The 26,551-nt window shown below is 59.5% G+C and carries 25 protein-coding genes; 6 read left to right on the forward strand and 19 right to left on the reverse strand.

What is annotated here, in order from left to right:
* From FS804_RS02800 to FS804_RS02820, 5 genes are all read left to right on the forward strand, one after another.
* On the forward strand, positions 1-1,773 hold the full coding sequence (locus FS804_RS02800; RefSeq protein ID WP_144574512.1) for an ATP-binding cassette domain-containing protein: 1,773 nt from the start codon (positions 1-3) through the stop codon (positions 1,771-1,773).
* The gene (locus FS804_RS02805) at positions 1,770-2,495 is read left to right on the forward strand and encodes an ABC transporter ATP-binding protein (protein WP_144574515.1); all 726 of its coding nucleotides are present in this window, start codon (positions 1,770-1,772) and stop codon (positions 2,493-2,495) included. Before FS804_RS02800 ends, FS804_RS02805 begins: the two co-directional genes overlap by 4 nt.
* 113 nt (positions 2,496-2,608) lie before the next feature.
* Positions 2,609-3,454, forward strand: a complete 846-nt coding sequence (gene purU / locus FS804_RS02810) for a formyltetrahydrofolate deformylase (RefSeq protein WP_144574518.1) — start codon at positions 2,609-2,611, stop codon at positions 3,452-3,454.
* Positions 3,455-3,679: 225 nt separating this feature from the next.
* Positions 3,680-4,402, forward strand: a complete 723-nt coding sequence (gene lexA, locus FS804_RS02815; protein ID WP_063949049.1) for a transcriptional repressor LexA — start codon at positions 3,680-3,682, stop codon at positions 4,400-4,402.
* Positions 4,403-4,666: 264 nt separating this feature from the next.
* The gene (locus FS804_RS02820; protein ID WP_144574521.1) at positions 4,667-5,344 is read left to right on the forward strand and encodes a glutathione S-transferase family protein; all 678 of its coding nucleotides are present in this window, start codon (positions 4,667-4,669) and stop codon (positions 5,342-5,344) included.
* Between the two features lie 19 nt (positions 5,345-5,363).
* Here the strand turns inward: FS804_RS02820 and FS804_RS02825 are convergent, their stop codons facing one another.
* Positions 5,364-7,826: a ComEC/Rec2 family competence protein gene (locus FS804_RS02825; protein ID WP_186376640.1), complete on the reverse strand. Its 2,463-nt coding sequence runs from the start codon at positions 7,824-7,826 to the stop codon at positions 5,364-5,366.
* Between the two features lie 262 nt (positions 7,827-8,088).
* Here FS804_RS02825 and gltA point away from each other — a divergent pair, with 262 nt between their 5' ends.
* Positions 8,089-9,378 (forward strand): citrate synthase, encoded by a 1,290-nt coding sequence (gene gltA / locus FS804_RS02830; protein WP_063949051.1) that lies wholly within the window; start codon positions 8,089-8,091, stop codon positions 9,376-9,378.
* A gap of 73 nt (positions 9,379-9,451) precedes the next feature.
* On the opposite strand, the gene FS804_RS02835 is transcribed toward gltA, so the two are convergent.
* The 18 genes from FS804_RS02835 to rpsB all read right to left on the reverse strand — a co-directional run bounded on the left by FS804_RS02835 (position 9,452) and on the right by rpsB (position 26,529).
* Positions 9,452-10,186 carry an amino acid ABC transporter ATP-binding protein gene (locus tag FS804_RS02835; protein WP_144574525.1) on the reverse strand — a complete coding sequence of 245 codons (735 nt, stop codon included), beginning with the start codon at positions 10,184-10,186 and terminating at the stop codon, positions 9,452-9,454.
* Positions 10,164-10,823, reverse strand: a complete 660-nt coding sequence (locus FS804_RS02840) for an amino acid ABC transporter permease (protein WP_144574530.1) — start codon at positions 10,821-10,823, stop codon at positions 10,164-10,166. Before FS804_RS02840 ends, FS804_RS02835 begins: the two co-directional genes overlap by 23 nt.
* Positions 10,820-11,491, reverse strand: coding sequence for an amino acid ABC transporter permease (locus FS804_RS02845; protein ID WP_063949054.1), 672 nt, complete (start codon positions 11,489-11,491; stop codon positions 10,820-10,822). Before FS804_RS02845 ends, FS804_RS02840 begins: the two co-directional genes overlap by 4 nt.
* A 77-nt stretch (positions 11,492-11,568) precedes the next feature.
* Positions 11,569-12,354 (reverse strand): transporter substrate-binding domain-containing protein, encoded by a 786-nt coding sequence (locus FS804_RS02850; protein ID WP_144574533.1) that lies wholly within the window; start codon positions 12,352-12,354, stop codon positions 11,569-11,571.
* Between the two features lie 6 nt (positions 12,355-12,360).
* The gene (locus FS804_RS02855) at positions 12,361-13,071 is read right to left on the reverse strand and encodes a GntR family transcriptional regulator (protein ID WP_144574536.1); all 711 of its coding nucleotides are present in this window, start codon (positions 13,069-13,071) and stop codon (positions 12,361-12,363) included.
* A gap of 176 nt (positions 13,072-13,247) precedes the next feature.
* Positions 13,248-14,432 (reverse strand): lipid-A-disaccharide synthase, encoded by a 1,185-nt coding sequence (gene lpxB, locus FS804_RS02860; RefSeq protein ID WP_144574539.1) that lies wholly within the window; start codon positions 14,430-14,432, stop codon positions 13,248-13,250.
* Positions 14,433-14,436: 4 nt separating this feature from the next.
* Complete coding sequence (locus FS804_RS02865; RefSeq protein ID WP_186376641.1) at positions 14,437-15,309, reverse strand: LpxI family protein; 873 nt, start codon at positions 15,307-15,309, stop codon at positions 14,437-14,439.
* 3 nt (positions 15,310-15,312) lie between these two features.
* Positions 15,313-16,128 carry an acyl-ACP--UDP-N-acetylglucosamine O-acyltransferase gene (gene lpxA / locus FS804_RS02870; protein WP_063949059.1) on the reverse strand — a complete coding sequence of 272 codons (816 nt, stop codon included), beginning with the start codon at positions 16,126-16,128 and terminating at the stop codon, positions 15,313-15,315.
* Positions 16,125-16,592: a 3-hydroxyacyl-ACP dehydratase FabZ gene (fabZ, locus tag FS804_RS02875; RefSeq protein ID WP_144574542.1), complete on the reverse strand. Its 468-nt coding sequence runs from the start codon at positions 16,590-16,592 to the stop codon at positions 16,125-16,127. Before fabZ ends, lpxA begins: the two co-directional genes overlap by 4 nt.
* Positions 16,585-17,652 (reverse strand): UDP-3-O-(3-hydroxymyristoyl)glucosamine N-acyltransferase, encoded by a 1,068-nt coding sequence (lpxD, locus tag FS804_RS02880; protein ID WP_144574545.1) that lies wholly within the window; start codon positions 17,650-17,652, stop codon positions 16,585-16,587. Before lpxD ends, fabZ begins: the two co-directional genes overlap by 8 nt.
* A 49-nt stretch (positions 17,653-17,701) precedes the next feature.
* Positions 17,702-20,026 (reverse strand): outer membrane protein assembly factor BamA, encoded by a 2,325-nt coding sequence (bamA, locus tag FS804_RS02885; protein WP_063949062.1) that lies wholly within the window; start codon positions 20,024-20,026, stop codon positions 17,702-17,704.
* Positions 20,027-20,225: 199 nt separating this feature from the next.
* The gene (rseP, locus tag FS804_RS02890) at positions 20,226-21,347 is read right to left on the reverse strand and encodes an RIP metalloprotease RseP (protein WP_172801609.1); all 1,122 of its coding nucleotides are present in this window, start codon (positions 21,345-21,347) and stop codon (positions 20,226-20,228) included.
* 49 nt (positions 21,348-21,396) lie between these two features.
* Positions 21,397-22,230, reverse strand: coding sequence for a phosphatidate cytidylyltransferase (locus FS804_RS02895; protein ID WP_063949064.1), 834 nt, complete (start codon positions 22,228-22,230; stop codon positions 21,397-21,399).
* A complete protein-coding gene (locus tag FS804_RS02900; RefSeq protein ID WP_063949143.1) occupies positions 22,230-22,973 on the reverse strand; it encodes an isoprenyl transferase in 744 nt (247 codons plus the stop codon). Before FS804_RS02900 ends, FS804_RS02895 begins: the two co-directional genes overlap by 1 nt.
* Before the next feature lie 65 nt (positions 22,974-23,038).
* Positions 23,039-23,596 (reverse strand): ribosome recycling factor, encoded by a 558-nt coding sequence (frr, locus tag FS804_RS02905; protein WP_004441558.1) that lies wholly within the window; start codon positions 23,594-23,596, stop codon positions 23,039-23,041.
* A 62-nt stretch (positions 23,597-23,658) separates the two neighbouring features.
* Positions 23,659-24,381: a UMP kinase gene (gene pyrH / locus FS804_RS02910; RefSeq protein WP_003502561.1), complete on the reverse strand. Its 723-nt coding sequence runs from the start codon at positions 24,379-24,381 to the stop codon at positions 23,659-23,661.
* Positions 24,382-24,478: 97 nt separating this feature from the next.
* The gene (tsf, locus tag FS804_RS02915) at positions 24,479-25,405 is read right to left on the reverse strand and encodes a translation elongation factor Ts (RefSeq protein WP_004441554.1); all 927 of its coding nucleotides are present in this window, start codon (positions 25,403-25,405) and stop codon (positions 24,479-24,481) included.
* Between the two features lie 356 nt (positions 25,406-25,761).
* Complete coding sequence (gene rpsB, locus FS804_RS02920; RefSeq protein ID WP_063949066.1) at positions 25,762-26,529, reverse strand: 30S ribosomal protein S2; 768 nt, start codon at positions 26,527-26,529, stop codon at positions 25,762-25,764.
* Between the last annotated feature and the right edge of the window lie 22 nt (positions 26,530-26,551).

The raw sequence follows: 26,551 nt of genomic DNA on the forward strand, positions 1-26,551 counted from the left end.
ATGACCCTCGGCAGACATCTTTATCCCGCCATTGCCGCGCTACTTGTCGTCGCTCTCTTCCCGCTCATGCCGATCCCGCCATTCTGGGTGACGCTCGCGAACAATATCGGGCTTGCGTCTCTGGTTGCCATCGGGCTCGTGCTGTTGACCGGCGTTGGTGGCATGACTTCTTTCGGCCAGGCGGCCTTCTGCGGTTTCGGTGCCTATACGACAGCGGTCCTCACCACGGCCTATGGCTTTTCACCCTGGCTCACATTGCCACTGGCGCTCCTCGTCGGCGTCATCGTCGCGCTGCCGCTGGGGTTGATGACGGTCAGGCTTTCCGGCCACTACCTGCCGCTCGGCACCATCGCCTGGGGGCTGGCGATCTATTACCTTTTCGGTCGCGTCGAGCTCCTCGGCCGGTACGACGGAATCTCGGGCATTCCACCGCTGTCCATCGGCAACGAACCGCTGATGAGCAGCAGCTCGGTCTATTACGTGATCTGGATATTCGTCATTGCCGTGGCGATCGGCGCGCAGAACCTGCTCGACAGCCGTGTCGGGCGCGGCATTCGCGCCCTGCGTGGCGGCTCGCAGGCAGCGGAGGCCTTCGGCGTGAATATCGAGCAGGCCAAACTGACCGTTTTCGTCTTCGCAGCCGTTGTAGCAGCGCTGTCAGGCTGGCTTTACGCCCATATGCAGCGCTCGATCAACCCGACGCCTTTCGGGCTCGACATGGGCATCACCTATATGCTGATGGCCGTCGTCGGCGGTTCGGGACGGGTCGTCGGCGCCATCTTCGGCGCAGCCGTGGTGCTGGTGCTGAAAGAGGTGCTGCAACGGGTCCTGCCCGGCCTTGTCGGCACCTCGGTGAATGTAGAAATGATCGTGTTTGGCGTGCTGCTCGTGCTGATCCTGCAGCTCTCGCGCGACGGTCTCTGGCCGCTTCTGGAAAAATACCTGCCGGCCCGGCCGCCTCGCGCCATCCGCCGGGCAGGCCCCGGTCTCGAAATGCGGGACATGCCTGCAACCGGCAGTCCGCTGGTCCGGGTCGATCGGGTGCGCAAGACATTCGGCGGGCTGACGGCGGTCAACGATGTCAGCTTTGACATCAAGGCCGGGCAGATCGTCGGCCTGATCGGTCCGAACGGCGCCGGCAAGAGCACGACTTTCAATCTCATCACCGGAATCCTCGACCTTTCGGGCGGTGACGTCACCTATCAGGGACAGACGCTTTCGGGCCTCAATCCGCGGCTCATCGCCAAACGCGGCATCGCCAGAACCTTTCAGCACGCCAAGGTCCTTCCGACCATGTCGGTCCTCGAAAACGTCGCTCTCGGCGCGCATCTGCGCGGCAATGCCGGCGTCTTCCGAAGCTTCTTGCGATTGGAGCGACAACAGGAGCAAGCTCTGCTTGCGGAAGCCGCGCATCAGCTCGATCGCGTCGGTCTCGGTGCCCATCGCGACCGCCCCGCCGGCGACCTCGCTCTCGGGCAGATCCGAATTCTGGAAATCGCCCGCGCGCTTTGCCTCAACCCAACCCTGCTGCTGCTCGACGAACCGGCGGCCGGTCTGCGCCACGGGGAAAAGCAGGAGCTCGCGACGCTGCTGAAAAAACTGCGGACCGAGGGCGTCAGCGTCCTGCTTGTCGAACATGACATGGGTTTCGTCATGGGGCTGGTCGACCACATCGTCGTGCTCGATTTCGGTACCCTGATCGCCGAAGGCAAGCCGGCTGAAATCCGGCAACATCCGGCCGTGATCGCGGCTTATCTTGGGGGGGCAGCGTGAGCGGACATCTACTCGACATCAAAGACATCCACGTTGCCTATGGCCGGGCGGAAGTGGTGCATGGCATCTCGCTATCCATGACATCGGGCAGCATCGTCACGGTCATCGGGGCGAACGGAGCGGGCAAAACCACGCTGCTGAACGCCATCATGGGTGTCGTGCCTTCGCGCGGGACCATTCTTTACGACGGCGCGCCGGTGCCCGAGACAATCGAGGGCCGCGTTGCCGCCGGCCTTTGCCTCGTGCCGGAAAGGCGAGAATTATTCGGCTCGATGACGGTTGAGGACAATATCGAACTTGGCGGTTTCCTGCGTTCCCGTCAGGAGCGCGACGAGACACGCGATGCTGTTTACACACTCTTCCCGCGCCTTCGCGAACGCCGCAAGCAGCTCGCCGGAACACTGTCCGGCGGCGAAAGGCAGATGCTGGCGCTCGCGCGGGCGTTGATGAGCCGGCCGAGACTGCTGCTTCTCGATGAGCCGAGCCTTGGACTTGCACCGCTGATTGTCGCCGAAATCCTGCGTATCGTCGCCGACCTGCGTCAAACCGGTGTCTCCATCCTGTTGGTCGAGCAGAATGCCCGCGCCGCGCTCGAAATTGCCGACGAAGCTTATCTCGTCGAACTTGGTGAAGTGCGCCGCTCAGGCCCAGCTTCCGAACTCGCCGTCGATCCCGCTCTGATGGCGAGTTATCTCGGGCCGGGCGAACACGCCATCCAGTGACATCCGCGACCGCTTCGTGCTGACGCTCGGCCCCGTGGAAACGGGGCGTGGCTCCGCGTGGGCGCCGCTATGACAGCAGTCCAACCGCAACTCCATCTTCCAGGAGGCTTTAGATGAATTACGTCCTGACGCTGCGCTGCCCCAACAGAAGCGGAATCGTCGCTGCGGTCTCGGGCCGCATCGCACAGCATGGCGGCGATATTTATGAAGCTCAACAATTCGACGACCATGAAACGGGCATGTTTTTCATGCGTGTCGCCTTCTCCATGGCCGGCGACGAGGCAGGCTTTCGCAATGGACTTGCCGAGGAGATCGATCGCTTCGCTCTCGACGCCACGCTGCGTCCAGCAGGTGCGCCGCGCAAGCTGCTGCTGCTCGTTTCCCGCTTCGACCACTGCCTCGGCGATCTTCTCTATCGCCACCGCATCGGCGAATTGAATGCCGAGATCGTCGGCATCGTCGGCAACCACCCCCGCGAGGCCCTGAACCTCACGCTGATGGGCGGGATAAAGTACCATCACCTGCCGGTGACAAAAGACAACAAGGCCGAACAGGAAACGCGCATCAAGGACATCATCGAAGAAACGGGCACCGACCTCGTCGTTCTTGCCCGCTACATGCAGATCCTGTCGGACAACTTCTCCGAATACTTATCCGGGCGCTGCATCAACATTCACCACTCCTTCCTGCCGGGTTTCAAGGGCGCAAAGCCCTATCACCAAGCCCATGAGAGGGGCGTCAAAATGATCGGTGCAACGGCCCATTACGTCACCCGCGATCTCGATGAAGGGCCGATCATCTGCCAGGACGTCGAGCCGGTCAGCCATGCCGATACACCGGATGAGCTGGTCCGCAAGGGACGCGACATCGAGCGACGCGTGCTGGCCCGGGCGGTTTCATGGCACCTTGAGGACCGGGTGCTTCTCAATAAGAACAAGACGGTCGTTTTCGCGCGATAGCACAGCCCGATCTACACCCTGACCTGAAACGCGGAACAAATGGGACGCGTCGGGGCCCCGCCTGGGAACGACTTCTGGAGCTTTGGTTACCTCCAATTTGCAAAATGTAAATCCGAGCGAAGCTTAACCAGATTTTAGGGGATTGCGGAACACATATGGAACATATAGTGTTCGTTCTGTATTTGTTTCGCGACTCCAACGACGATTCTCAAGGGTGTTTTCCTCATGCTCACGCGCAAACAGCAGGAATTGCTTCTCTTCATTCATGAGCGAATGAAAGAGTCCGGCGTGCCGCCCTCCTTCGATGAAATGAAGGATGCACTCGATCTTGCTTCCAAATCCGGCATCCACCGGCTGATCACGGCGCTCGAAGAGCGCGGGTTTATTCGCCGGCTACCCAACAGGGCTCGAGCGCTCGAAGTCATCAAGCTTCCGGAGGCCTATACGCCGGGCGCAAGGCCGCAGCGCGGCTTCTCACCGAGCGTTATCGAAGGCAGTCTCGGCAAACCGAAAACGCCGGAGCCGCCCCCTGCTCCCAAGGCACCCGCAAATGACATTGCAGGTGCGGCGACCGTACCTGTCATGGGCCGGATCGCTGCCGGTGTGCCGATCTCGGCCATTCAGAACAATACGCATGACGTGGCCGTTCCAGTGGACATGCTAGGCTCAGGCGAACATTACGCGCTTGAGGTCAAGGGCGATTCGATGATCGAGGCCGGCATCTTCGATGGCGATACGGTCATCATCCGCAATGGAAATACGGCCAATCCGGGCGATATCGTTGTGGCGCTGGTGGATGATGAAGAAGCCACGCTGAAGCGGTTCCGCCGCAAGGGTGCATCCATCGCGCTGGAAGCGGCGAACCCGGCCTACGAGACCCGCATTTTTGGGCCTGATCGGGTGAAAATTCAGGGCAAGCTGGTGGGGCTTATCCGGCGCTATCATTGATGCCGCCGTCGGTCTGGATAAAACCGGATCGATTGGCAAGACATATCTAGCCTTCAAGATGAATGGCGCGTCATTCCGGTGGATTGATGCGCTTTTTTCTTTTGAAGGCATGAAGGTGCTTTTGAAAGGGTCAAGGCGGGTTTGACACGAATTCGGCCTGGATGTCGTTCACCCATCAACGGGCTTTATGAGTGCGATGGATTCTTTGCGATATTCGCCGCAACGTCGCTGGTATAAAACTGCGACACAGTCAGGAGACACGCCATGTATGATCTTTATATCGCAAACAAGAACTACTCCTCCTGGTCGCTGCGGCCATGGGTGTTGATGCGCACGCTCGGTATTGCCTTTGAAGAGAAACTCGTTCCCTTTGGCGAAGGCGTCTCATTTTCCACCTTTTCTCCCACCGGCAAGGTCCCCTGCCTCGTCGATGAGGGTGTGACGGTCTGGGAATCGCTGGCGATCGCGGAATATCTCGCCGAGCGTCATCAAGGGGTCTGGGCAAGCGACAAGCAGGCCAGAGCCTGGTCGCGTTCGGCGGCAAGCGAAATGCATGCGGGATTTTCGTCGCTGCGCAATCTCTACCCCATGTCGGTCGGCATTCGTGTCACGCCAAAGCGTGGTGATGCCGGGCTGGCAGCTGATATCAAGCGTATCGATGTTTTGTGGAGCGAAGGCCTTTCGACCTTCGGTGGTCCTTATCTCGCCGGCCAGAAGTTCACGGCAGTGGATGCCTTCTTCTGCCCCGTGGCATTCCGTTTCCAGACTTATGGTGCGGATCTATCCCCCGCAGCAAAGGCCTATTGCGATCGCCTGCTCGCCCTGCCCGCCATGCGCGAATGGTATGAGGCAGGCCTGAAAGAAATGTGGCGGGACCCAGCGCATGAAGACGAAATCGCCAGCATCGGTCAGTTGACTGCGGATCTGCGCGCGAAGGCTTGAGACGATTTGCCGGCGGCAATCATTGCGACGCCGCCAGCAGACGCGTGATCGTTTCCGGTAGCTCATGCTCGTAGCGACCAGATTTCCAATCGTAATACCGATGTTCGCTCCAAGACCGGTTCATGCCTGCGGTCGAAGCGCGCAGTTTTTCCACGACGCCCGGCTGATTGGCTGACGCGAAGTTGATCTCCACTGAACCAATGCGCCGCAAGATGTCTCGATTGAGAAGCAGCGCGCCTGAGCGGCACTGTGAAAACGAGGTTCTCTGGGAAACAATGACGACGTCGGCGATGTCACATGCCTTTCCAGCCAGACGCCCTTCCTCCAGCACGATGATCCATTCGCCGCTCTGTGCCTGCGCCACGCACCAGCGACCCCGCTTGCAGGTGAAAACGCCCGGCGTTCCCGCTTTCAGCGCAACCGCCATCTCGCGTGCGGCGGCTCGCAACTCCTCCTGCGACAGCTTTGCTTTTTTGGTAAACGTCTCTGGCCGGTCCCGCTGCAGAATAACCGGCGCCTGCGGTGTCTTGGCAAGCAGCAGCGCCCTCTGCCACTGGTCATAAATAAAGCCATGGGGTCGGGTTCTCGTGGTGTAAACCTTCTCATCGGCAAGAAGCGCCACCAGCGAGCCATCTTCATGAACGAGGAGATCCGGCAGATCGCGTTGAAATGTCGTTGCCGAGAGCCCGAAGGCAAGCAGCAGAGGCGGGATGCCCAAGAGCGCCAGGCGGGTGCGCAACAGGGTGAGCAGCAGAAAGCCGGCCGAGGCGATACCGATGAACCAGCCATGCGGGCGTCCGGTCGCTGCGCTTCCGCCCCAGGACGCAACTTCGTCCGCGACCTCGATGACCATCGCCATGCCATAGCCCATGACCTTCAGAAATGGCGCGTCGAGCCCGAACGGCATCAGCAGCATGGCGATCAGACCGAAGGGCATCACAATCAGCGACATCAGCGGCGTCGCGGCAAGATTGGCGAAAAGTCCATAGGTGGTGACACGTTGGAAATGTTCGGCGGAATAGATTGCCGTCGAAAGCCCGCCAATCAGCGACGTCGTGATGACGCCCGCCATCACAGCGCCTGCCATCTGCGCGACCGTGATCCAGCTGGGCTTTCTTCCCATATAAAGACGCTCGCGACCACTACGCCGGCGGCTCCAGGCGGCGTAGGCGGAAACAAGCGCGATTGTCGCCGCAAAAGACATCTGAAAGCTTGGCCCCATCACTTCGGAGGGCGAGAGCGCGAGAACAATGAGAGCGGAAAGCGCGACGTTTCTGAGGCTGAGCGACGGCTGGTCAAACAGCACCGCGACCAGCATGATCGACATCATCAGCCAGGCCCGTTCTGCTGAAACCGCGAAGCCGGAGATCAGATAGTAGCATAGCGTCATGACGAGCGCTGCGAAGGCGGATATCTTCTTGACTGGCCATCGCTGGGCAAAGGCCGGAAACAGGCTGAACCCCATCCTCATGCCGACAAAGAAGATGCCTGACGCCAGGGCCATGTTGAGCCCGGATATGGCGACGATATGGGCAAGCCCCGACACCCGCAACGCCTCCATTGTCTCCGGCGATATGGCCTGTCGCTCATCGGTGACGATGGATGCGGCGAAGGCACCCGCGTCGCCTCCGATCGTCGTGCGAATGCGCTCGGCGATGGCGGCGCGCAGGCGATAGAGCCACATGTCGGCCATCTCCAGCCAACCCTCAGCCCCAAGGTTCGCCATCGCCAACGGCTGGGGCGGCTGGTAAAAGAAGCCTGTCGCTCCGATACCGCGGAAATAGGATGAAAAGGCGAAATCGTTCAATCCCGGCAGAGCCGGTCCGGACGGCGGAGAGAGCCGCGCCTTGCCGCGAATGATCGCGCCTATCGGCATGGGTTCGCCGCCACCACGCGCGAGAAGCGACACCCTCCCCGGCGAACGCGTAAGTGATGGTGCTTCAGTGGAGTGGAGCTCGACGAGATATCGCCAGTCACCCCGCGCATCCACCTCACGCCGGACGACCTTCCCGGTAACCGTCGTGGTCACCGGCGTGTCCAGAAGGACAGTCGCGGCGCGGCGGGTTTCCAGTTCCGCAAAAAGCATGCCGAGCAACATCAGCGCGACAACGCTGCAAACCCTTGACCCGGCATCAAGGCGATATCTGGTTAGCAGCGCCAAGGGGGCCGCGACCAAAATCGCGATGATCAGAAGCGGCAAGGAAGGCGTGGTCCCAAGAGAAAACCACAGGATTGCCCCGCAGCCGATGAAGACGGGTACAAAGAGGAAATCGTGACCGAATGCGCGTTCTTCCGTCAGCCATGCGGCAAGTTTTTGAGTAACGGAAATGTTCCGCGCCGCCACATCAACCAAGGCCGGCACAACAGCGGTCGGCGCGGCGCCTGAGCGCCGCAGCGGCGCCAGGATATCCACCGTGCCGGGGGTATCTCCCTGCAGCGTTTTGACATATCCGAAATGCTCTTTTTCACCTTGACCAAGCATTCTGGGCCGCGCCCCTGCCGCACTGAAGACAGGTTTGCAGATGGACTGCCGGTATTGCAATGCTTTCCTTTAACTCTGCGTTGACCGAGATTGAATTGCTGCCAATCACAAGGCCAAAAGCAAGGCGTTCACCTTTGCCGCAATGCACAATTTGACCTTTGGATAGCTTGGCATCTGCGACAGGATCATATAGCTAATCGGTAGACGCTTAACCGCGGGGCGCATCCAAACGCCCCCACCCGCATGTTTTCGGAGGATCAGTATGACGGAAAAAAGCGCTACAGTGACACTTGGCGACAAACAGGTCGAACTCCCTGTCAGGGAAGGCACGATCGGGCCGAGCGTCGTCGATATCGCCACGCTGTATAAGAACACCGGCTCCTTCACCTACGACCCGGGTTTCACGTCGACAGCCTCCTGCGAATCCAAGATCACCTATATCGATGGTGACGAGGGCGTGCTGCTGCATCGCGGCTTCCCGATCGAGCAGCTGGCCGAACAGGGCGACTTCCTGGAAACCTGCTATCTGCTGCTGTACGGCGAACTGCCGACGGCTGCGCAGAAGAAGGACTTCGACACCCGCGTCACGCGCCACACCATGGTGCACGAGCAGATGAGCCGCTTTTTCACCGGCTACCGTCGCGATGCGCATCCGATGGCCGTCATGTGCGGCACGGTCGGCGCTCTCTCGGCTTTCTACCACGACTCGACCGACATCACCGATCCGCACCAGCGCATGGTCGCTTCCCTACGCATGATCGCCAAGATGCCGACGATCGCCGCCATGGCCTACAAGTATCATATCGGCCAGCCCTTCGTTTACCCGAAGAACGATCTGGATTACGCCTCCAACTTCCTGCACATGTGCTTTGCCGTACCGTGCGAGGACTACAAGGTCGATCCGGTTCTGGCACGCGCCATGGACCGCATTTTCATCCTGCATGCCGATCACGAGCAGAACGCCTCCACCTCCACGGTGCGTCTTGCCGGTTCTTCGGGCGCCAACCCGTTCGCCTGTATCGCGGCTGGCATCGCCTGCCTCTGGGGCCCGGCTCACGGCGGCGCCAATGAAGCGGCGCTCAACATGCTCAACGAAATCGGCACGGTTGACCGTATTCCGGAATATATCGCCCGCGCCAAGGACAAGAACGACCCGTTCCGCCTGATGGGCTTTGGCCACCGCGTCTACAAGAACTACGACCCGCGCGCCAAGATCATGCAGAAGACGATGTATGAGGTGCTGGAAGCCACCGGCAATTCCGACGATCCGATCATGCAGGTCGCGCTGGAACTGGAAAAGATTGCCCTTTCCGACCCTTACTTCGTCGAGAAGAAGCTTTACCCGAATGTCGACTTCTATTCCGGCATCACGCTGAAGGCGCTCGGCTTCCCCACGACCATGTTTACCGTTCTCTTCGCCCTTGCCCGCACCGTTGGCTGGATCGCGCAGTGGAACGAAATGATCGAAGATCCGCAGCAGCGTATCGGTCGTCCGCGCCAGCTCTACACGGGCGCCGGCAAGCGCGATTACGTTCCGGTTTCCAAGCGCTAAGCAGCGAAACCAACCAACAGCAAGGCCGGCAGGTTTTCACCGCCGGCCTTTTACTTGTTCGTCCTGATGGTTCTCAGTGGCGGGCGGCGACACCGAGAAACTGCTTGAGTTCAGGGGTCGCGGGATTGGAGAACACCTCTTCCGGCGGGCCGATTTCATGGACCCTGCCCTCGTGCATGAAGACGACGCGGGAGCAGACGTCACGCGCAAATTTCATTTCATGCGTTACCATCAACAACGTCATGCCTTCACTGGCCAGTTCACGCACCACCGCCAGCACCTCCGAGACCAACTCGGGATCGAGTGCCGAGGTGATCTCGTCGCATAGCAGGGCGATCGGCTGCATGGCGAGCGCGCGGGCAATGGCGACGCGCTGCTGCTGACCGCCTGATAGTTCATCGGGATAGGCATCGAATTTATGAGCCAGACCCACCCGCTCAAGCATCTTGCGGGCAACGGCTTCCGCTTCCGGTTTGGGTGTCTTCTTCACTACGGTCTGAGACAGCATGACGTTGCCGCCGACGGTCTGGTGCGGAAAGAGATTGAACTGCTGGAAGATCATGCCGACCTTCAGCCGCAGGGCTTTCAGATGCAGATCATCGTCGAGAAGCTGCGCGCCGGCGACCGATATGGAGCCAGCCGAGATCGTCTCCAGCCCGTTGATGCAGCGAAGCAGGGTCGACTTTCCTGATCCGCTCTTGCCGATGATGGCGATGACTTCACCCGGCTCCACATCGAGATTGATGCCCTTCAGAACCTCGTTGCTGCCATAGCTTTTACGGACTTCAGTGATTTCGATGAGCGACATTGAGCTTCCTTTCCAGGATCTGGCTGCTCTTCGACAGAGGCCAGCACAGCGCGAAATAGATGAGGGCGACGAGACCATAAACGGTGAAGGGCTGGAAGGTGGCGTTGGTGACCACGGTGCCCGCCTTGGACAGTTCGACAAAACCGATGATCGAGGTCACGGCCGTTCCCTTGATGACCTGCACGAAGAAACCGACGGTTGGCGGAATGGCGACCCGCATGGCCTGGGGCAGGATGACGTAACGCATCTGCTGCAGACGCCCCATGGCTAGGCTTGCCGAGGCCTCCCACTGTCCTTTGGCAACGGATTCGACGCAGCCGCGCCAGATTTCCGTGAGGAAGGCCGCCGCCCAGAGGATCAGAGTGAGGCCTGCCGCGAGCCAGGCGGGCACATCGATGCCGAACAGGCCGAGGCCAAAAAAGGCGATGAACAGCTGCATCAGAAGCGGTGTGCCCTGAAAAAGCTCGACGTAATAACGAGCGAAGGCCCGCATCGATTTTTTTCGGGAAATGCGCATGAAGAGCAGAAGCAGCGCCACCAGACCACCGCCGACGAAGGAGACGAGCGAGAGAAGCACGGTCCAGCGCGTGGCGAGCAGCAGGTTTCTGAGAATATCCCAGGTGGAGAATTCGATCATCGGACACTCCTGCGCGGAAAGATGACGTTGCCGCCGATGACCAGCACCTGCCGGAGAAGAATGGCGAGCACGAGATAGATGACGGTGGAAACCATGTAGGCCTCGAAGGCGCGGAAGGTACGTGACTGGATGAAGTTGGCCGCGAAGGTCAGGTCCTCGGCAGCGATCTGCGAGACGACCGACGATCCGAGCATGACGATCACCACCTGCGAGGAAAGCGCCGGCCAGATGCGTTGCAACGACGGCACCAGCACCACATGCCGGAAGGTTTCGAAACGGGTCATGGCAAGGCTTGCCCCGGCCTCGAACTGGCCCTTGGGCGTCGCCTGAATGCCCGCGCGTATGATCTCGCAGCTATAGGCGCCAAGATTGACCACCATGGCGATATTGGCCGCGCTCAGCTCCGACAATTGCAGGCCAAGCGATGGCAGGCCGAAAAAGATGAAAAACAATTGTATGAGAAACGGCGTATTGCGAATGAGCTCCACATAGGTCGCGACCGGCGGCCGCAGCCACTTTGGCCCGAGCGCACGCACCCAGGCGCAGAATATGCCAAGAGCGATGCCAAGAACGCCGCCGACGGCGATCAATTCCAGCGTGACGCCGATACCCTTGGCGATCTGCGGATAATAGTCGAGGAGCCATCCAAAATCGAACGTGTATTTCACCCGATGTATCCTTTCGGGGAAGACAAGGCGTGCGCCAGGCTGAATCGACCCGACCGGCGCAGCTTTGTCGCGGTTGGTCAGAGATCCTTCGGAAGATCGGTTTTCAGCCACTTCTGGGCGATGGTGTTCAGCGACCCATTGGTCTTTGCGGTGGCGATGATGCTGTTCACCTTTTCAAGAAGGGCCGGCTGTTCCTTGTTGAGGCCGATAAAGCAGGGCGAATTCTTGATCAGGAACTTCAGTTCGGGCCGCTTCGGCGTGTTCTTCGCGAGAATGGCGGCGGCGACGACGTTGCCGGTGGCGACTGCTTCAACCTGGCCGGCAAGGAAAGCGGAGATCGTGCCGTTGTTGTCTTCGTAGCGCTTGATGGTCGTATCGGCGGGTGCAATCTTGGTCAGTTCCAGATCCTCGACAGCGCCGCGGGTAACACCGACGGTCTTGCCGGCCAAATCTTCCGCCTTGGTAACGGCGACAGAGTCCGGCGCAAAGACGCCATTATAAAAGGGCGCATAGGCGGTGGAGAAGTCGATGACCTTTTCACGGTCCGGGTTCTTGCCGAGGCTCGAAATGACGAGGTCGACCTTGTTGGTCTGCAGATAGGGAACGCGGTTGGCGCTGGTGACCGGCACGAGTTCGACCTTTACGCCGAGCTTCTCGCCGATCAGATTGGCAACATCGATATCGTAGCCCTGGGGCGCCATGTCCGTGCCGACGCTGCCGAAGGGCGGAAAGTCCTGCGGGACGGCGACACGGATCGTGCCACGGGAGGTGATGTCACTGAGTGCATCGGCAAAAGCTACGGGCCCAAAACCGATCGTTGCGGAGATCGCGGCAATGGCAAGCAATGAACGTCTTGAAAACATGGGAGGTTACTCCTTGGGGCTTGGGGAAAGCGGTTGCAGTGAAAGGGAATTGCGCAGCTCGTAGAGCGGGTCCGGCCTGCGGGTGAGATCGAGACCTGTTTCAACCTCATCGAGATGGCGGATGGCGAGTTCGGCGGCGGCGTGAAAATCAGCCGCCTTCAGCGCCTCGAAAATGCGGCAGTGCCCGTCATGCGATTGCTGCGCATGGAAATCGGACTGGTAGAGCATGGAGATGAGAATGGTTCTGGCCGTGAGGTCACGCAGCACGTCGATGATGATCTCATTGCCCGCGATTTCCGCAATGCGAATGTGGAAATCGCCCATCAGGCAGGTCAGGCGCTGGCGATCGCCCTTGGCGATCGCTGCTTTCTCCTCATCCAGATGATCGGCGAGGATTTTGAGACCTTCGCCGCTGATGCCCGAAAGATTGCGTAACAGGCCATATTCGATGACCCGCCGCGCTTCATAGACTTTGATGGATTCTTCGGCAGAAGGCTCCACGACAAACCAGCCACGGCGCGGGCTGACAGTGACGATGCCGCGCGTTTCCAGCCGCATCATCGCCTCACGAATACGGGTGCGCGAGACGCTGAAGAGGCTGGCGAGCTGGTTCTCGCTGAGGCGCGTGCCCGGACGGATGCGCGCCGAAAGAATGCCTGAGATGATGGCGTCTTCTACCGCGCTCTGGGCGCTTTCGGATGTATGGCTATCTTGCATACAAGATTGAATGCAAGAGGTGTGCCAGACGTGGATCTAAGGGTTTTTAGACTTGGCGGAACGCTCGACTGCTGCGCCCGTGATCAGATGCGCCACGGCGGTATCCACATCTGCCTTGATCGTTAGCATTGTAGCAAGCTCTAATTCTAACTGGCGGGAATTCGCTCCTGAATGGATCAGGCTTGGCGGCCGGTCTTGCTTTTCAAAACATCAAGAACGATGCGCGCGCTGGTTTCTCCCGGTGGGACCTCGGTGTGCAAACGCTGTTGTACCAGCGAATAACCTTCAAGCATCGCCTGCCGTTCGATTGTATTCGACGACAGACGTTCGGCCCAGCGCAGCATGGACCCAGCCCTGACGACCTCGTTGAAATACTCAGGCACGATGGCGTAGTCAGCAATCAGATTCGGCAGGGCGCCCGTCCAGGTCTTCACCCGCTTGCTCAGCATGGTGAAAATCCAGTCGGTCTTGTAGACCGAAATGGTTGGCACCCCCGCAAGCGCCAATTCCAGGATAACCGTGCCTGACGCGGCGATGGCCGCATCGGCTTCAGCAAAGGCATTCCATTTAAATGCGGAGTCGACGCCGATCTGCGGCCTGATATCCTCTGGCCATGTCGCCGCCATATCGCGGATGCGCTGTTCCTGGCGCGGCACGGTCGGCAGCAGGAAACGCGCCGGGCCATTGCGTTTCACAAAGGCTGTCGCCGCCTCCAGAAACGGCTCCATCAGCCGCGTCGTCTCCGTAGACCGAGATCCCGGGAGGAGAAGAATGGTCTTCGGCTGGCCCGCCTCCGGAAGAGCGCGCCCCGCCCGCTTCTGACGCACCGCCAGGACATCGGAATCGACGCTCAGGCGATGGCCGACAAAGGTGGTTGGCGGCCCGCCAAGACGTCGCATCGCCTCCGGCTCGAAGGGCAGCAGCGCGAGCACATGATCCACATAAGACAGCATCGCCGTGGCGCGATATTCCTTCCATGCCCATACGCTGGGGCAGACGTGATTCACCACCGGAAGATCAGGCAGCTGCTTGCGCACCTTCTTGGCAACGCGGTGCGTGAAATCCGGGCTGTCAATGATCAGCAGCACATCCGGTTTCGCGGCGGCAATCGCCGCGGCGGTCTGGTTGATGCGGGCGATCAGCTTCGGCAGCTTTTTCAGAACCTGGGTGAAACCCATGATGGAAAGCTCGGAGTAGTCGAACAGGGAAACCAGGCCCTGAGCCTCCAGAGCCTCACCGCCAACCCCGACCAGCTCGACAGGCCCGTTATATTGCATCTTGAGCGCCCGGATAAGATCGGCACCAAGGAGATCGCCAGACACCTCACCGGCAACGACTGCCACTTTCAACACTGCCGTCATCCGATCAGGCCTTCCCCATCATGTCTCCGCCGAGTGACGTATCGATACCGCAGACGAATATGCCTGCCTCGTCGGCTGCTTTCAACATCGCTTCGCGATCCAGCACGAGCGCGCGTCCGGCCTCGACGGCGATCCCGGCCAATCCGGCTTTTCGTGCATTTTCCACCGTCTCGATGCCGATGGTGGGAAGATCGGCGCGCACATCCTGCTGCGGTTTGCAGAGTTTTACGAGCACGCCTCTGCGGCGTGGGGATATTCGGCCTTCGGCGCGCAGGTCCGCAACGCGCGACAGCATGGCATCGGTGCCCTCAACGCCTTCGAGTGCAACAATGCGGCCACCAACGGAGACCGCACCCTGCCCCACATCGAGCTTGCCGAGCGCAAGTGCCGCCTCGGCCGCCTTGCGAATATCCCGCAGATCATCCCCGGTAGGCTCCTGCGCCGCCAAAGGACCCAGGGAAGCCAAAAGGCCCGGTGCGATCTCATGGGCGCCGATGACGTCTGCACCGAGCGTACCGATGATCTTGATGACCATCTGCAGGACGGCATCGTCGCCGCCGGATAGAAGCGTTTTCACGATCGACGGCAATTTGAGCAGAATGCCGACCGTCGGCCGGATTTCCCGCCATTCGGGACGCCGGGCAACGCCGCCCGACAGCACCACGCGGTGGACCCGATTTTCTTTCAGCAGACGGCCAAGTCCCGCGACATCGCCGACGCTGATCACGGCATTATCGAAGCCACTCCAGTCGAAACGGGAATCGTCGCGCAGGCGGACGATGAAGGGATTTTCCCCCATCTCACGGGCGGCAGCTGCCACATAAAGGGGCAACTGGCCGCTGCCTGCCACGATGGCAAGACGCCCGCCGCCTGTCACGGCTCACTTGCCCCGGTTGGGCGACGAAATCGCGCGATCGGTGCCTGCGCCAATGAAATCGATGACTTCAAGCGCCTGCGGGCAATCCAGATAATCGTTACGGTCAATGGCTGCCGCATTGGCGCGGATGGGGCCATCCGCTTCGAAAATGGCCTTGTAAACGCGGCGGACCTTATGAATGTCGGCGCGCTCAATGCCGGCGCGTGTCATGCCGACGACGTTCAGGCCACCAAGAATCCCCGGATTCCCGTTCAGCATGCCATAGGGAATCACGTCGTAATTGACAGCGGAGAGCCCGCCGATAAAGGCCTGCCGGCCGATACGCGTGAACTGGTGCACGGCGCAACCACCGCCCAGAATCGCGCGATCTTCAATCGTCACATGTCCCGCCAGCATGACATTGTTGGACAGGATGATGTGGCTGCCCAGGCGGCAATCATGCGCCACATGCGAATTGGCGAGGAACAGGTTGTCGTCACCGATGATGGTCTTGCTGCTGCCGTCGGAGCTTCCGGCGTTCATCGTCACGCCTTCGCGCATGATGCACCGCTCGCCAATCTCCAGCGTCGTCTCAGAACCATCATGACGAACCGCCTGCGGCGTTCCGCCAATAACCGCCATAGGATGAATGACCGAATCGCGGCCAATCACCGTCAGACCGGACACCACGGCATGGTTGTGCAGCCTCACACCGTCATGCAGCGTCACCTTCGGACCGACATAGGCAAGCGGGCCGATGACAACGTTTTCACCGATCACCGCGCCGTCCTCAACGACCGCGCTCGGGTGAATCCTGGCCGAAGCCGCAATCGTGCTCATTGCTGGTCCTCGGGGATCATCATGGCGCCCACATCGGCCTCCGCCACCAGCGCGCCGTCCACCTTTGCCTCACAATGGAATTTAAATACATTGCCGCGCTGACGCTGCTTGGAGACGTGGATTTCGAGGCGGTCGCCGGGAACCACTGGCTTGCGGAAACGCGCATTGTCGATCGTCATGAAGTAGACCAGATAGCCGCCCTCGCCCTGGCTGCGGGCGCAAATGGCGCCGGCCGTCTGGGCCATGGCTTCGACGATCAAAACGCCCGGCATGATCGGACGGTCCGGGAAGTGACCGGTGAAATGCGGTTCATTGACCGTGACGTTCTTGATGCCGATTGCCGAATTGTTGCCGTCGATTTCGATGATCTTGTCGATCAGCAGAAATGGGTAACGATGCGGCAGAAGCTTCATGACTTCCAGAATGTCAGCCGCGCCAAGCGTCGTCTTCGTTTCTTCAGTCATTGTTTTTCTCTCCTGTTTTTTTATCACGCCCTTCAGCGCGGGCCAGAATCTCGGCCATGTCGCGCAGGAAATATTTCATCGGCCGCGCCGGCGTTCCGCCGTAACGCGCGCCTGCCGGCACATCGGCCACAACACCGCTCATCGCGGCGATCTGCGCGCCATCGCCAATGGTGATATGGCCGTTGATGCCGGCCGCGCCACCAATCATCACACCGTCGCCGATGCGAGTGCTGCCTGCAATGCCGACCTTGCTGACGATGCCGCAATGGCGGCCAATGCGCACATTATGACCGACCTGAACCTGATTATCGATCTTGGTGCCTTCACCGATGACCGTATCATCCATGGTGCCGCGATCGATCGTGGTATTGGCGCCAATCTCGACATTGTCCTGAATGATGACACGGCCAATCTGCACGATCTTCAGCATGCCACGCGGACCGGGAGCGTAACCAAACCCATCCTGACCGATACGGGCGCCGTTGTGGATAATCACATTGTTGCCGATGAGCGCCGCAAGCACGCTGGCGCCACCGGCGATGGTGCAATCGCGGCCAATCTGCACATCCTGCCCGATGATCACTCCGGGGCCGATGCGCGTGCCCGCGCCGATATGGGCACCCGCTCCAATGACGGCAAGTGCCTCGACGATGACGCCTTCTTCCAATTTTGCGGATGGATCGACATGCGCGGCATGGGAAATTTCGGCTTCCATGCGCGCGACTGGTCCCGGACGCATCGCCGAAGGATGCAGCAGAGCACCCACCTGCGCAAACAGCGTGTGCGGATTTTTCGATATCAGCGCGGGGATATTGCACGGAAGCATATCGACAAGCGCTGCGTCACAAATGACGGCGCCTGCTTCGCAGGTCTGCAGTTCATCGCGATTCTTGCGCGACAGTATATAGCAGAGCTGATCGGGCTTTGCCCGATAGACGGGCGAAACGGATCGGATCATCCGTTCACCTGCCGCCTCATCAGACAGTTCCGCCCCAAAACGGTCTGCGATGTCTTTCAATCGCAGTCCCTCGTGGGGCGGAAAAAATGCGTTGTATTCCATCAGCCGGAAACTCCAGAACGTTCAAACTTGCAGTTCTGGACTGCCGATATCAGAAAGTGTTGGACATGCCAAACCGGAAACGCTGTTCCTCGTCGTAGTCTTCCTTCGCGAAAGGAACGGCGTAATCGACGCGGATCGGACCGAAAGGCGACGCCCACATCACACCGATACCGGCAGATGCGCGGATGGAGTTGTCGTCCTTGACGGTCTGCGATGTGGAGACCTTGTTGCCATACATCGTGCCAGCATCGACGAAGCCGGCGAGACGCAGGCCGAAGTCTTCCGGAACGCCAGGCATTGGCGCCGTCACTTCAGCAGAAGCCGCAAAGTACGTCGTGCCGCCGATGGAGTCATAACCGATACGCGGACCGATACCATCGTTCTTGAAGCCGCGAACCTGACGACCGCCGAACTTGAACTGATCGAAGACCAGAAGATTGTCGTTCGTCGGCATGACATGACCAGCCTGACCGGTGAGCGATCCGATGATGTCATACTCGTCGGACAGCGTGTGGTAGTACCGCGCCTTGGCATAGATCTTGTAGTATTCGGAGTCGCCACCGAGACCTGCAAATTCGTTCGTCAACGCAGCCTGCCAGCCTTCGCGCGGCATGTTGCGGTCATCGAGCGTGTTGTAGTTCAAGGTGTTCGAAATGATCGACTGCGTCCAGTCACCACCGCGGATCAGAGCCTGATAAGGTTCTGCGAGATTGGCGCTGTTCTGCCAGTCGCCCTTACCGTCATAATTGATCTGCTTGTAGGTGTATTTGAACGTCGTCGACAGATCTTCCGTGATCGGCGCGGTGACGCGCAGTGCAAAACCCTGTTCGTCGTAGTTATAGAAGTCTTCGCTCTTGCTCTGGTTCTTGAAGAGGTCGAAGCCGGCAGCCAGACGATAGCCGAGGAAATAGGGCTCCGTGAAGGACAGCGAGTACGTACGCGCATCGTCTTCACCAGCACCAGCGGCGACGCGGATATACTGACCGCGACCGAGGAAGTTCTTTTCTTCGACAGATGCTTCGAGCAGCACGCCATCGTTCTGCGAGTAGCCCGCACCGATACCGAACGAACCCGTCGACTGATCTTCAACGTCAACCACGATCACGACGCGGTCAGGCGCGCTGCCGCCGGCGGTCGAAATATTAACCTTCGAGAAGTAACCCAGCGCTTCGAGACGACGCTTTGCAGCGGTAATGACCGTCTGGTTGAACGCATCGCCTTCGGAAATATCGAATTCGCGACGGATGACATAGTCACGCGTGCGGGTGTTACCGCGGATTTCGATACGCTCGACGTAGGCGCGCTCGCCCTGATCGACGATATAGGTCACGCCAATGGTGTTGCCAGACATGTCGCGGTCGCCCCGCGGCGTAACACGGGCGAAAGGATAACCTTCACCGGCAACGCGCTTGGAAATCGCTTCCATGCTCTGCTGAACTTCCTTGGCGCTGTAGCTTCCACCCTGACGGGTTTCAACAAGCCCCTGCAGCTCGGAACCATCGACGCCCGGAACGGTCGATTCGACCGCGACGTTGCCGAAGTTGTACTTCTTGCCTTCGTCAACCGTGATGGAGATGGTGTATTCGTTCTTGGCCTCATCCAGGACCGCCTCGGAAGAGACGACGCGGAAGTCGGCATAACCGTGGTTGTAGTAGAACTGGCGCAGCGCCTCTTCATCGGCGCGCAGCTTGTCCTCATTGTAGACGTCCTTACGCGTCAGGAACGACAGCATGTTGGACTTCTTGGTATTGATGACGGCGGCGAGACGACCATCGCTGTAGGCATTGTTGCCAATGAAATCGATGCGGCCGATCTTCGTGCGCTCACCTTCGTTGATGACGAAAGCAATGTTTACACGGCCCTGACCGACAGACACGGTCTGCGTGGTGATTTCGACATCGCTACGACCGATGGCAGCATAGGCGTCCTTGATGCGGGCGATGTCAGCCGTCACGATGGCCTGATTGAACGGGCCCATCGGCTGGGTCTGCACGACGCCGGCGAGCTTGTCGTCCTTGATCTTGCGGTTGCCGTTGAACACCACCTGGTTGACAAGCTGGTTCTCGTTGACCGTCACGACCAGCGTGCTGCCGGAAACCCGCATGGCGACATTCGAGAAGTAACCGGTGGCGTAAAGACGCTTCACCGACTCATCGATGTCCGAATTGGAAAAGTTCTTGCCTGGCGCAATGGTGATGTTGGAACGAACCGAATCCGCACCCGACCTTTCGGCCCCGCGAACGTCAATTCTGCTGATGACGGCTGCCTGTGCAACGCCAGCAGAGGCAAGCACACCAAGGCCCGCAACCGAAGAAACACCGGCAGACAGAGCAACCGCCGACACAGCGTTCAAAAATCTTGAACCAGCCTTCATTTCAATTCTTACCCTTTTACGTTGTCCCTCAGCGGGCGGAACCCGACTCCGGCCATGTGCGTCGTTTTACCTGCTTTTCCCCTACAAGCAAGCGTGAACGTTAAATTCTGTTTACTTCGTGCTCCAGAGTGGCTCATTCGCCACTTTGGCATAAAAACAAGGTAAACAACCGACTAACAAAACCGTTAAAACACAATCCTCAGCCAATCAAGCTGCTGATATCATTCCATGTTGCAAAAACCATAAGGCCCAAAATCATCATCATTCCGATACGGAACGCCACTTCCTGCGCGCCGGCGCCGAGCGGCCGGCCTCTAATTGCCTCGATGGCGTAGAACACGAGATGGCCGCCGTCCAGAACCGGGACGGGCATCAAATTCAGGAGACCGATCGATACCGAAAGAACCGCGGCGAGCTGGATAACGGCGGAAATTCCGAGTGTCGCCATCTGTCCGGATGCCTGCGCCACCCGCACGGGACCGCCCAGCTGATCGGCATTCATGCGGCCGGTGACGAGGTTTCCGATATAGTTGAACGTGCCGGTGATGACATGGCCTGTTTCACGCACACCCTCGGCGAGCGCCTGGACCGGCGAATATTCGATGTGGCGGAAATTGCCGCTGGTCTGGTCGGTGACGATGCCGATGATGCCCATTTCGAGCTTGTTACCGAACTGGTCGGTCGTCTCGGTGCGGGTCGGAACCATCGGCAGCGTCAGTTCCTCGCCTGCCCTCTCCACAGTCACCGTAATCGGCGTGCCGGGACGAATGCCGACATAACGGCGAACATCCTCGAATGTCAGTACCTTTTCGCCATCGATGGCGATCAGACGGTCGCCCGCCTTGACGCCGGCAACCGCCGCCGCACTGTTTTCACGAACTTCCGCAACGACCGGATCCGCAATCATCCGACCATAGATGCCGAAGAGCACTGCAAAAATGAGAATCGCGAGGATGAAATTCGCGATCGGGCCTGCAGCGACCGTCGCTGCCCTTTTCCACAGCTTTGCGCCAGAAAGCGTCTGCGCCCTCTCCTCCAGCGACATGTGGGAAAGACCGGAACTGTCAGGCTTGCTCGCGGCATCCTCATCGCCAAAAAATTTGACGTAGCCGCCAAGCGGAATCGCGGAAATCTTCCAGCGCGTGCCGCGCTTGTCGGTAAATCCAACCAATTCCGGGCCAAAACCGACCGAGAATGCGGTGGAGCGGATGCCACACCACCGACCGACAAGATAATGGCCCATCTCATGAACAAAAACGAGCAGGGACAGGACCAGGATGAAAGGCACGATGTAGCCGGTCAGAAAACCAGTCGCCGCCATTACTGTGTTCATGACAATCTGCCCTTTATATCGTGACCTTTTGCGCCGCCTAGAAGCCCGGCAACAGCCCGCCGCTCGATCCGGGCACGTCGCCGGTTGCCGCCGCATGCACGAAAGCTATGAGGAATACCGTAAAGCAGGCGAAAACAAGACCGTCAACACGGTCCATGAAGCCGCCATGACCAGGAATGAGATGGCTTGAATCCTTGACCTGAAACCGTCGTTTCACGAAGGATTCGAAGAGATCGCCAATCTGGCTGAAGATCGAAAGGATCAGCGCCAGTCCCAGCACCAGCAGGCTGATGCGACCATGATAGGCCATGGAGACCAATGCACCGCCGATGATGGCCGCAACCGCCCCGCCGATCGCGCCCGACCATGTCTTACCCGGAGAGATGGCAGGCGCGAGTTTTGGCCCGCCGATGGCGCGACCAACGAAATAAGCAAGAATGTCCGTCGACCAGACAACCGCAAAGATGAAGAGGATGGACACGAGGCCCGTCAGTTCGTCACCACGAATTGCTGCCAGCGATATGCCGCTCAGGCCCGCGTAAAATATGCCGCCCACCAGCCACCAGTTCCGGCCGCGCAGCACCGGAAACAACGCCGCTGTCAGCGTGAAGCCGGATAAGAGCGGCAGGTCCAGCGAAGCTTCACCGAAAATCGTATTGCCGGCAATGACGGCGACAGAAAACCAGCCCCAGGCATTGCCGGTGGGGTTGCTCTCCGACATCCGGGTAATCGTCGACCACTCGTAATAGATGAGAATCGCGAGAAGACCAGCAACGATGCGGAACAGGATGCCGCCATACCACGTCGCGGCCAGGATGACCGCGGCCATGACGATCGCGGAAACGATCCGGAGCCTGAGTTCACGGCTCATCAGGCACCTGCCACGGCAACCTGCTCGGTGAGTGCACCGAAACGGCGGTCACGCGTTGCATATTGCTCAATTGCAGAGAAGAATCGCTGGCGGTCGAAGTCGGGCCAATATTCCGGCACGAAGAGGAATTCCGAATAGGCTGCCTGCCAGAGGAGGAAGTTGGACAGACGCTCTTCGCCACTGGTGCGGATAATCAGGTCCGGATCGGGAATCCCCGATGTGTCGAGCCGGGACGAAATCATTTCCGGCGTGATGGAGGCGGCGTCGAGCCTGCCTGCGGCAACATCAAGCGCGATTGACGCCGTTGCGCGAGCGATCTCGTCACGGCTGCCATAGTTGAAGGCGATCACCAGCGTCAGCTTGGTATTTTCGGCCGTCATCTGCTCCGCCTCTTCCAGAAGCGCGCGGATATCGTTCTTCAGCCCCTGCCGGTCACCGATGATCCGCACGCGCACATTCTCGCGGTGCAGCTCGGCAAGGTCGCGCCGGATGAAGGCCTTCAGCAGCCCCATCAGATCACTGACTTCGGATTCCGGCCTGCGCCAGTTTTCCGACGAGAAGGCAAACAGGGTGAGATAACGTATGCCGCAATCACCGGCCGCGCGCACGGTCTCGCGCACGGCCTCCACACCGCGGCGATGCCCCATCACGCGCGGAAGACCGCGCTGCTTTGCCCAGCGGCCATTGCCATCCATGATGATGGCGACGTGCTCGGGTATGGAGGAACGTGTCGTCGTCGGCATATCGATCCAGTAATAGGGCGGCGCGGAATTCAAACGGAAAAAGCAGACGTCTATCGCAAGCGATATCAGACCTGCATGATTTCCTTTTCCTTCTCGGCAAGCAAGCGGTCAATTTCCGAAATCGTGTCGTCGGTCATTTTCTGCACTTTTTCCGACTGGCCACGGCTTTCATCCTGACCGATGTCACCATCCTTTTCGGCTTTTTTCAGACCGTCCATGCCATCACGACGCACATGGCGAATAGCGACCTTCGACTTTTCGGCGTAGTCGTGAGCGACCTTGACGAGGGATTTGCGGCGCTCTTCGTTGAGTTCAGGCAGCGGAATACGCAGGTTCTGGCCGTCAACGATGGGGTTGAGGCCGAGGTTGGATTCGCGGATGGCGCGGTCCACCGCATTGACCATCGACTTGTCCCAGATATTGACGCCGAGCATGCGCGGCTCGGGAACGGTGATGTTGGCCACCTGGTTGAGCGGCACGCGCGAGCCGTAGGCATCAACGGTGACCGGGTCCAGGATATTGGCCGACGCGCGGCCGGTGCGCAGCGACGCGATATCGCTCTTGAATGCATTGATGGCGCCATCCATACGGCGCTTGATATCGTTGAGGTCAACACCACTCATCTTGATACTCCATCTTGTCGGCCAGCGGCCGTATTCGCCCTCAAGGGCGGCATCGTTTTGGATTACTTGTCGTGCACGATGGTCTTGCGGCCGCCGCCGGTCAATATCTGTGCAAAACCGCCCTTCTCATGGATCGAGAAAACAATGATCGGGATGTGGTTTTCGCGGGCAAGCGCCACCGCGGCGATATCCATGACGGCGAGCCCCTTGCCGAGCACTTCGCTGTGGGTCAGCTCGTCGAAACGGGTCGCTGTCGGGTCCTTCTTCGGATCGGCGGAATAGATGCCATCCACCTGGGTGCCCTTGAAGATCGCCTCGGCGCCCATTTCGGCCGCGCGCAGCGCAGCAGCAGAATCGGTGGTGAAGAACGGGTTCCCCGTGCCGCCGGCAAAGATCACCACGCGGCCCTGGGCCAGGTGATGGAGGGCAGCACGTTGGGAGAAACTCTCACAGATCTCAGGCATGGCGATTGCCGAGAGAACCACGGTATCGATGCTCAGCTTTCGCAGCGAGGTTGCGAGCGCCAGTGCATTGATCACGGTTGCCAGCATGCCCATATGGTCGCCGGTGACGCGGTCGCCCCCCTTGGATGCCACGGCAACGCCGCGGAAAATATTACCGCCGCCGACGACCACACCAACCTCAACGCCCATCGCCCTCGCCTCGGCGATATCGGAGGCAATACGGTCGGCCACCGCCACATCGATACCGAAACCCTGATCACCCATGAGGGCTTCGCCGGAAGCCTTGAGAAGAACGCGTTTGTAGATCGGCTTGGAAGACATCATGACTCCTCGGAAATGTAACCGAAACGCGGATACACGAAGGGCACCGCGTTGTCACGCGATGCCCTCCCGTTTTCCCAAGATTGGGTAAATATAATCAGCCCTTGGCGACTGCGGCGACTTCAGCTGCGAAATCGCTTTCTTCCTTCTCGACGCCTTCGCCGAGCAGCAGGCGAACCATGCCGGTGACTTCGATGGAAGCGCCAGCTTCCTTCTCGGCTTCCTTGACGGCAGCGCCAACCGTCAGGTCGGGGTTGATGACGAAAGCCTGCGACAGGAGGGCGACTTCTTCGAAGAACTTGCGCATGCGGCCATCAACCATCTTTTCGATGATGGCTTCCGGCTTGCCGGATTCGCGGGCCTGTTCGATGAAGACGTTGCGCTCGCGCTCTGCAACCGCGGCGTCGACTTCTTCAGCGCGGATGGCAAGCGGGTTGGTCGCCGCGATGTGCATGGCAACCTGGCGGCCGATGGAGTTGAGAACTGCCTTGTCGCCTTCCGACTTCAGGGCAACGAGAACGCCGAGCTTGCCGATGCCGTCGCCGGCAGCGTTGTGGATGTAGGTCGCAACAACACCGTGCGGCACTTCAAGTGCAGCGGAACGACGCAGCGTCATGTTCTCGCCGATCGTCGCGATCGCGTCCTTGATGCTGTCGGAAACGGACTTGCCGGTTGCCGGATAGGTGGCAGCGGAAACGGCGTCAACGGTGCCATCGGTGGAGAGAGCAACCTGGGCGATGCCGCGGATGAGGTCCTGGAAAGCGTCGTTACGGGCAACGAAGTCGGTTTCCGAGTTCAACTCGACAACGACAGCCTTATGACCCATGGTCGCAACGCCGACCAGACCTTCGGCAGCCGTGCGGCCGGACTTCTTGTCGGCCTTTGCGATGCCCTTGGCGCGCAGCCAGTCGATCGCCGCTTCCATGTCGCCATTGGTTTCAGCAAGAGCCTTCTTGCAGTCCATCATGCCTGCGCCAGACTTTTCGCGCAGTTCCTTCACCATTGCGGCTGTGATTTCGGTCATTGTGTGCCTCTTATCGGTTCGATCGGTCAGCCGGCGGATTTTGCCGTGCCGAAGTTCTGGGTGATGACTGTACCCGGCCGCACACCCTTCGAAACCCTGAGGTTCCGGCAAGGGGCATGCGCATTCCCAAGTGCTGCGGCGTGACCAAACATCGAAATGATGGGTGCCGCTCTAGTGTGACAGCGTTATGAAGACTGCCTGCCGTTCCAACCACCTCGAACGCCTGCGGTTTCCGAAAACCACGGCGGAGCGGTTAGAAACGAACAAGGCCGTCAACCCATTGAAGGTCTTTGACGGCCTTGTCATATCCTGGTCGAGGAGACGGCGAAACGGATCGCCGCCAGACAGGGCCTAAATCAGGCGCCAGCCTCGTCTTCGAGAGCGGGCTCGATCGGAGCTTCTTCAGAAGCGCCGATGTCGCGGCCGGAAGCGCCCTGCTGACGGGCAATGCCGTCGATGGCAGCGCGGGCGATCAGGTCGCAGTAAAGCGAGATGGCGCGCGACGCGTCGTCGTTACCCGGGATCGGGTAGTCGATGAGGTCCGGATCGCAGTTGCTGTCGATGATAGCAACGACCGGGATGCCAAGACGCTTGGCTTCTTCGATCGCGATCTTTTCCTTGTTGGTGTCGATGATGAACATCAGGTCCGGAACGCCGCCCATATCGCGGATACCGCCGAGAGCCTTTTCAAGCTTCTCGCGTTCGCGCTCGAGGTTCAGGCGTTCCTTCTTGGAGTAGCCGGAGCCTTCCGAGTTCAGGATCTCGTCAACCTTGCGCAGACGCTGGATCGAGTTCGAAATGGTCTTCCAGTTGGTCATCATGCCGCCGAGCCAGCGGGAGTTGACGTAGTACTGGGCCGAACGCTTTGCGCTGTCGGCGATGATTTCCGACGCCTGGCGCTTGGTGCCAACGAACAGAACGCGGCCGCCACGGGCAACGGTGTCGGACACGACCTGAAGGGCGCGCGACAGCATCGGAACGGTCTGAGCCAGGTCGATGATGTGGATGTTGTTACGGTCGCCGAAGATGTACGGCTTCATCTTCGGGTTCCAGCGGTGCGTCTGGTGGCCGAAGTGAACACCAGCTTCCAGAAGCTGGCGCATAGAAAAATCGGGCAATGCCATGCCTTGTTACTCCTTTTCCGGT

The sequence above is a fragment of the Agrobacterium sp. DE0009 genome, assembly GCF_007680755.1.
Taxonomy (GTDB): Bacteria; Pseudomonadota; Alphaproteobacteria; order Rhizobiales; family Rhizobiaceae; genus Agrobacterium; species Agrobacterium tumefaciens_B.

What these genes read in the sequence shown, in the direction of transcription:
- rpsB (WP_063949066.1), bottom strand. Translation starts at nt 26,529, where the DNA reads ATGGCATTGCCCGATTTTTCTATGCGCCAGCTTCTGGAAGCTGGTGTT.
- FS804_RS02850 (WP_144574533.1), bottom strand. Translation starts at nt 12,354, where the DNA reads ATGTTTTCAAGACGTTCATTGCTTGCCATTGCCGCGATCTCCGCAACG.
- FS804_RS02800 (WP_144574512.1), top strand. Translation starts at nt 1, where the DNA reads ATGACCCTCGGCAGACATCTTTATCCCGCCATTGCCGCGCTACTTGTC.
- pyrH (WP_003502561.1), bottom strand. Translation starts at nt 24,381, where the DNA reads ATGTCTTCCAAGCCGATCTACAAACGCGTTCTTCTCAAGGCTTCCGGC.
- tsf (WP_004441554.1), bottom strand. Translation starts at nt 25,405, where the DNA reads ATGACCGAAATCACAGCCGCAATGGTGAAGGAACTGCGCGAAAAGTCT.
- FS804_RS02825 (WP_186376640.1), bottom strand. Translation starts at nt 7,826, where the DNA reads ATGCTTGGTCAAGGTGAAAAAGAGCATTTCGGATATGTCAAAACGCTG.
- lpxB (WP_144574539.1), bottom strand. Translation starts at nt 14,432, where the DNA reads ATGACGGCAGTGTTGAAAGTGGCAGTCGTTGCCGGTGAGGTGTCTGGC.
- FS804_RS02855 (WP_144574536.1), bottom strand. Translation starts at nt 13,071, where the DNA reads ATGCAAGATAGCCATACATCCGAAAGCGCCCAGAGCGCGGTAGAAGAC.
- FS804_RS02895 (WP_063949064.1), bottom strand. Translation starts at nt 22,230, where the DNA reads ATGAGCCGTGAACTCAGGCTCCGGATCGTTTCCGCGATCGTCATGGCC.
- FS804_RS02840 (WP_144574530.1), bottom strand. Translation starts at nt 10,823, where the DNA reads ATGATCGAATTCTCCACCTGGGATATTCTCAGAAACCTGCTGCTCGCC.
- FS804_RS02820 (WP_144574521.1), top strand. Translation starts at nt 4,667, where the DNA reads ATGTATGATCTTTATATCGCAAACAAGAACTACTCCTCCTGGTCGCTG.
- gltA (WP_063949051.1), top strand. Translation starts at nt 8,089, where the DNA reads ATGACGGAAAAAAGCGCTACAGTGACACTTGGCGACAAACAGGTCGAA.
- fabZ (WP_144574542.1), bottom strand. Translation starts at nt 16,592, where the DNA reads ATGACTGAAGAAACGAAGACGACGCTTGGCGCGGCTGACATTCTGGAA.
- rseP (WP_172801609.1), bottom strand. Translation starts at nt 21,347, where the DNA reads ATGGCGGCGACTGGTTTTCTGACCGGCTACATCGTGCCTTTCATCCTG.
- bamA (WP_063949062.1), bottom strand. Translation starts at nt 20,026, where the DNA reads ATGAAGGCTGGTTCAAGATTTTTGAACGCTGTGTCGGCGGTTGCTCTG.
- purU (WP_144574518.1), top strand. Translation starts at nt 2,609, where the DNA reads ATGAATTACGTCCTGACGCTGCGCTGCCCCAACAGAAGCGGAATCGTC.
- FS804_RS02900 (WP_063949143.1), bottom strand. Translation starts at nt 22,973, where the DNA reads ATGCCGACGACGACACGTTCCTCCATACCCGAGCACGTCGCCATCATC.
- lpxA (WP_063949059.1), bottom strand. Translation starts at nt 16,128, where the DNA reads ATGAGCACGATTGCGGCTTCGGCCAGGATTCACCCGAGCGCGGTCGTT.
- lpxD (WP_144574545.1), bottom strand. Translation starts at nt 17,652, where the DNA reads ATGGAATACAACGCATTTTTTCCGCCCCACGAGGGACTGCGATTGAAA.
- lexA (WP_063949049.1), top strand. Translation starts at nt 3,680, where the DNA reads ATGCTCACGCGCAAACAGCAGGAATTGCTTCTCTTCATTCATGAGCGA.
- FS804_RS02835 (WP_144574525.1), bottom strand. Translation starts at nt 10,186, where the DNA reads ATGTCGCTCATCGAAATCACTGAAGTCCGTAAAAGCTATGGCAGCAAC.
- frr (WP_004441558.1), bottom strand. Translation starts at nt 23,596, where the DNA reads ATGAGTGGTGTTGACCTCAACGATATCAAGCGCCGTATGGATGGCGCC.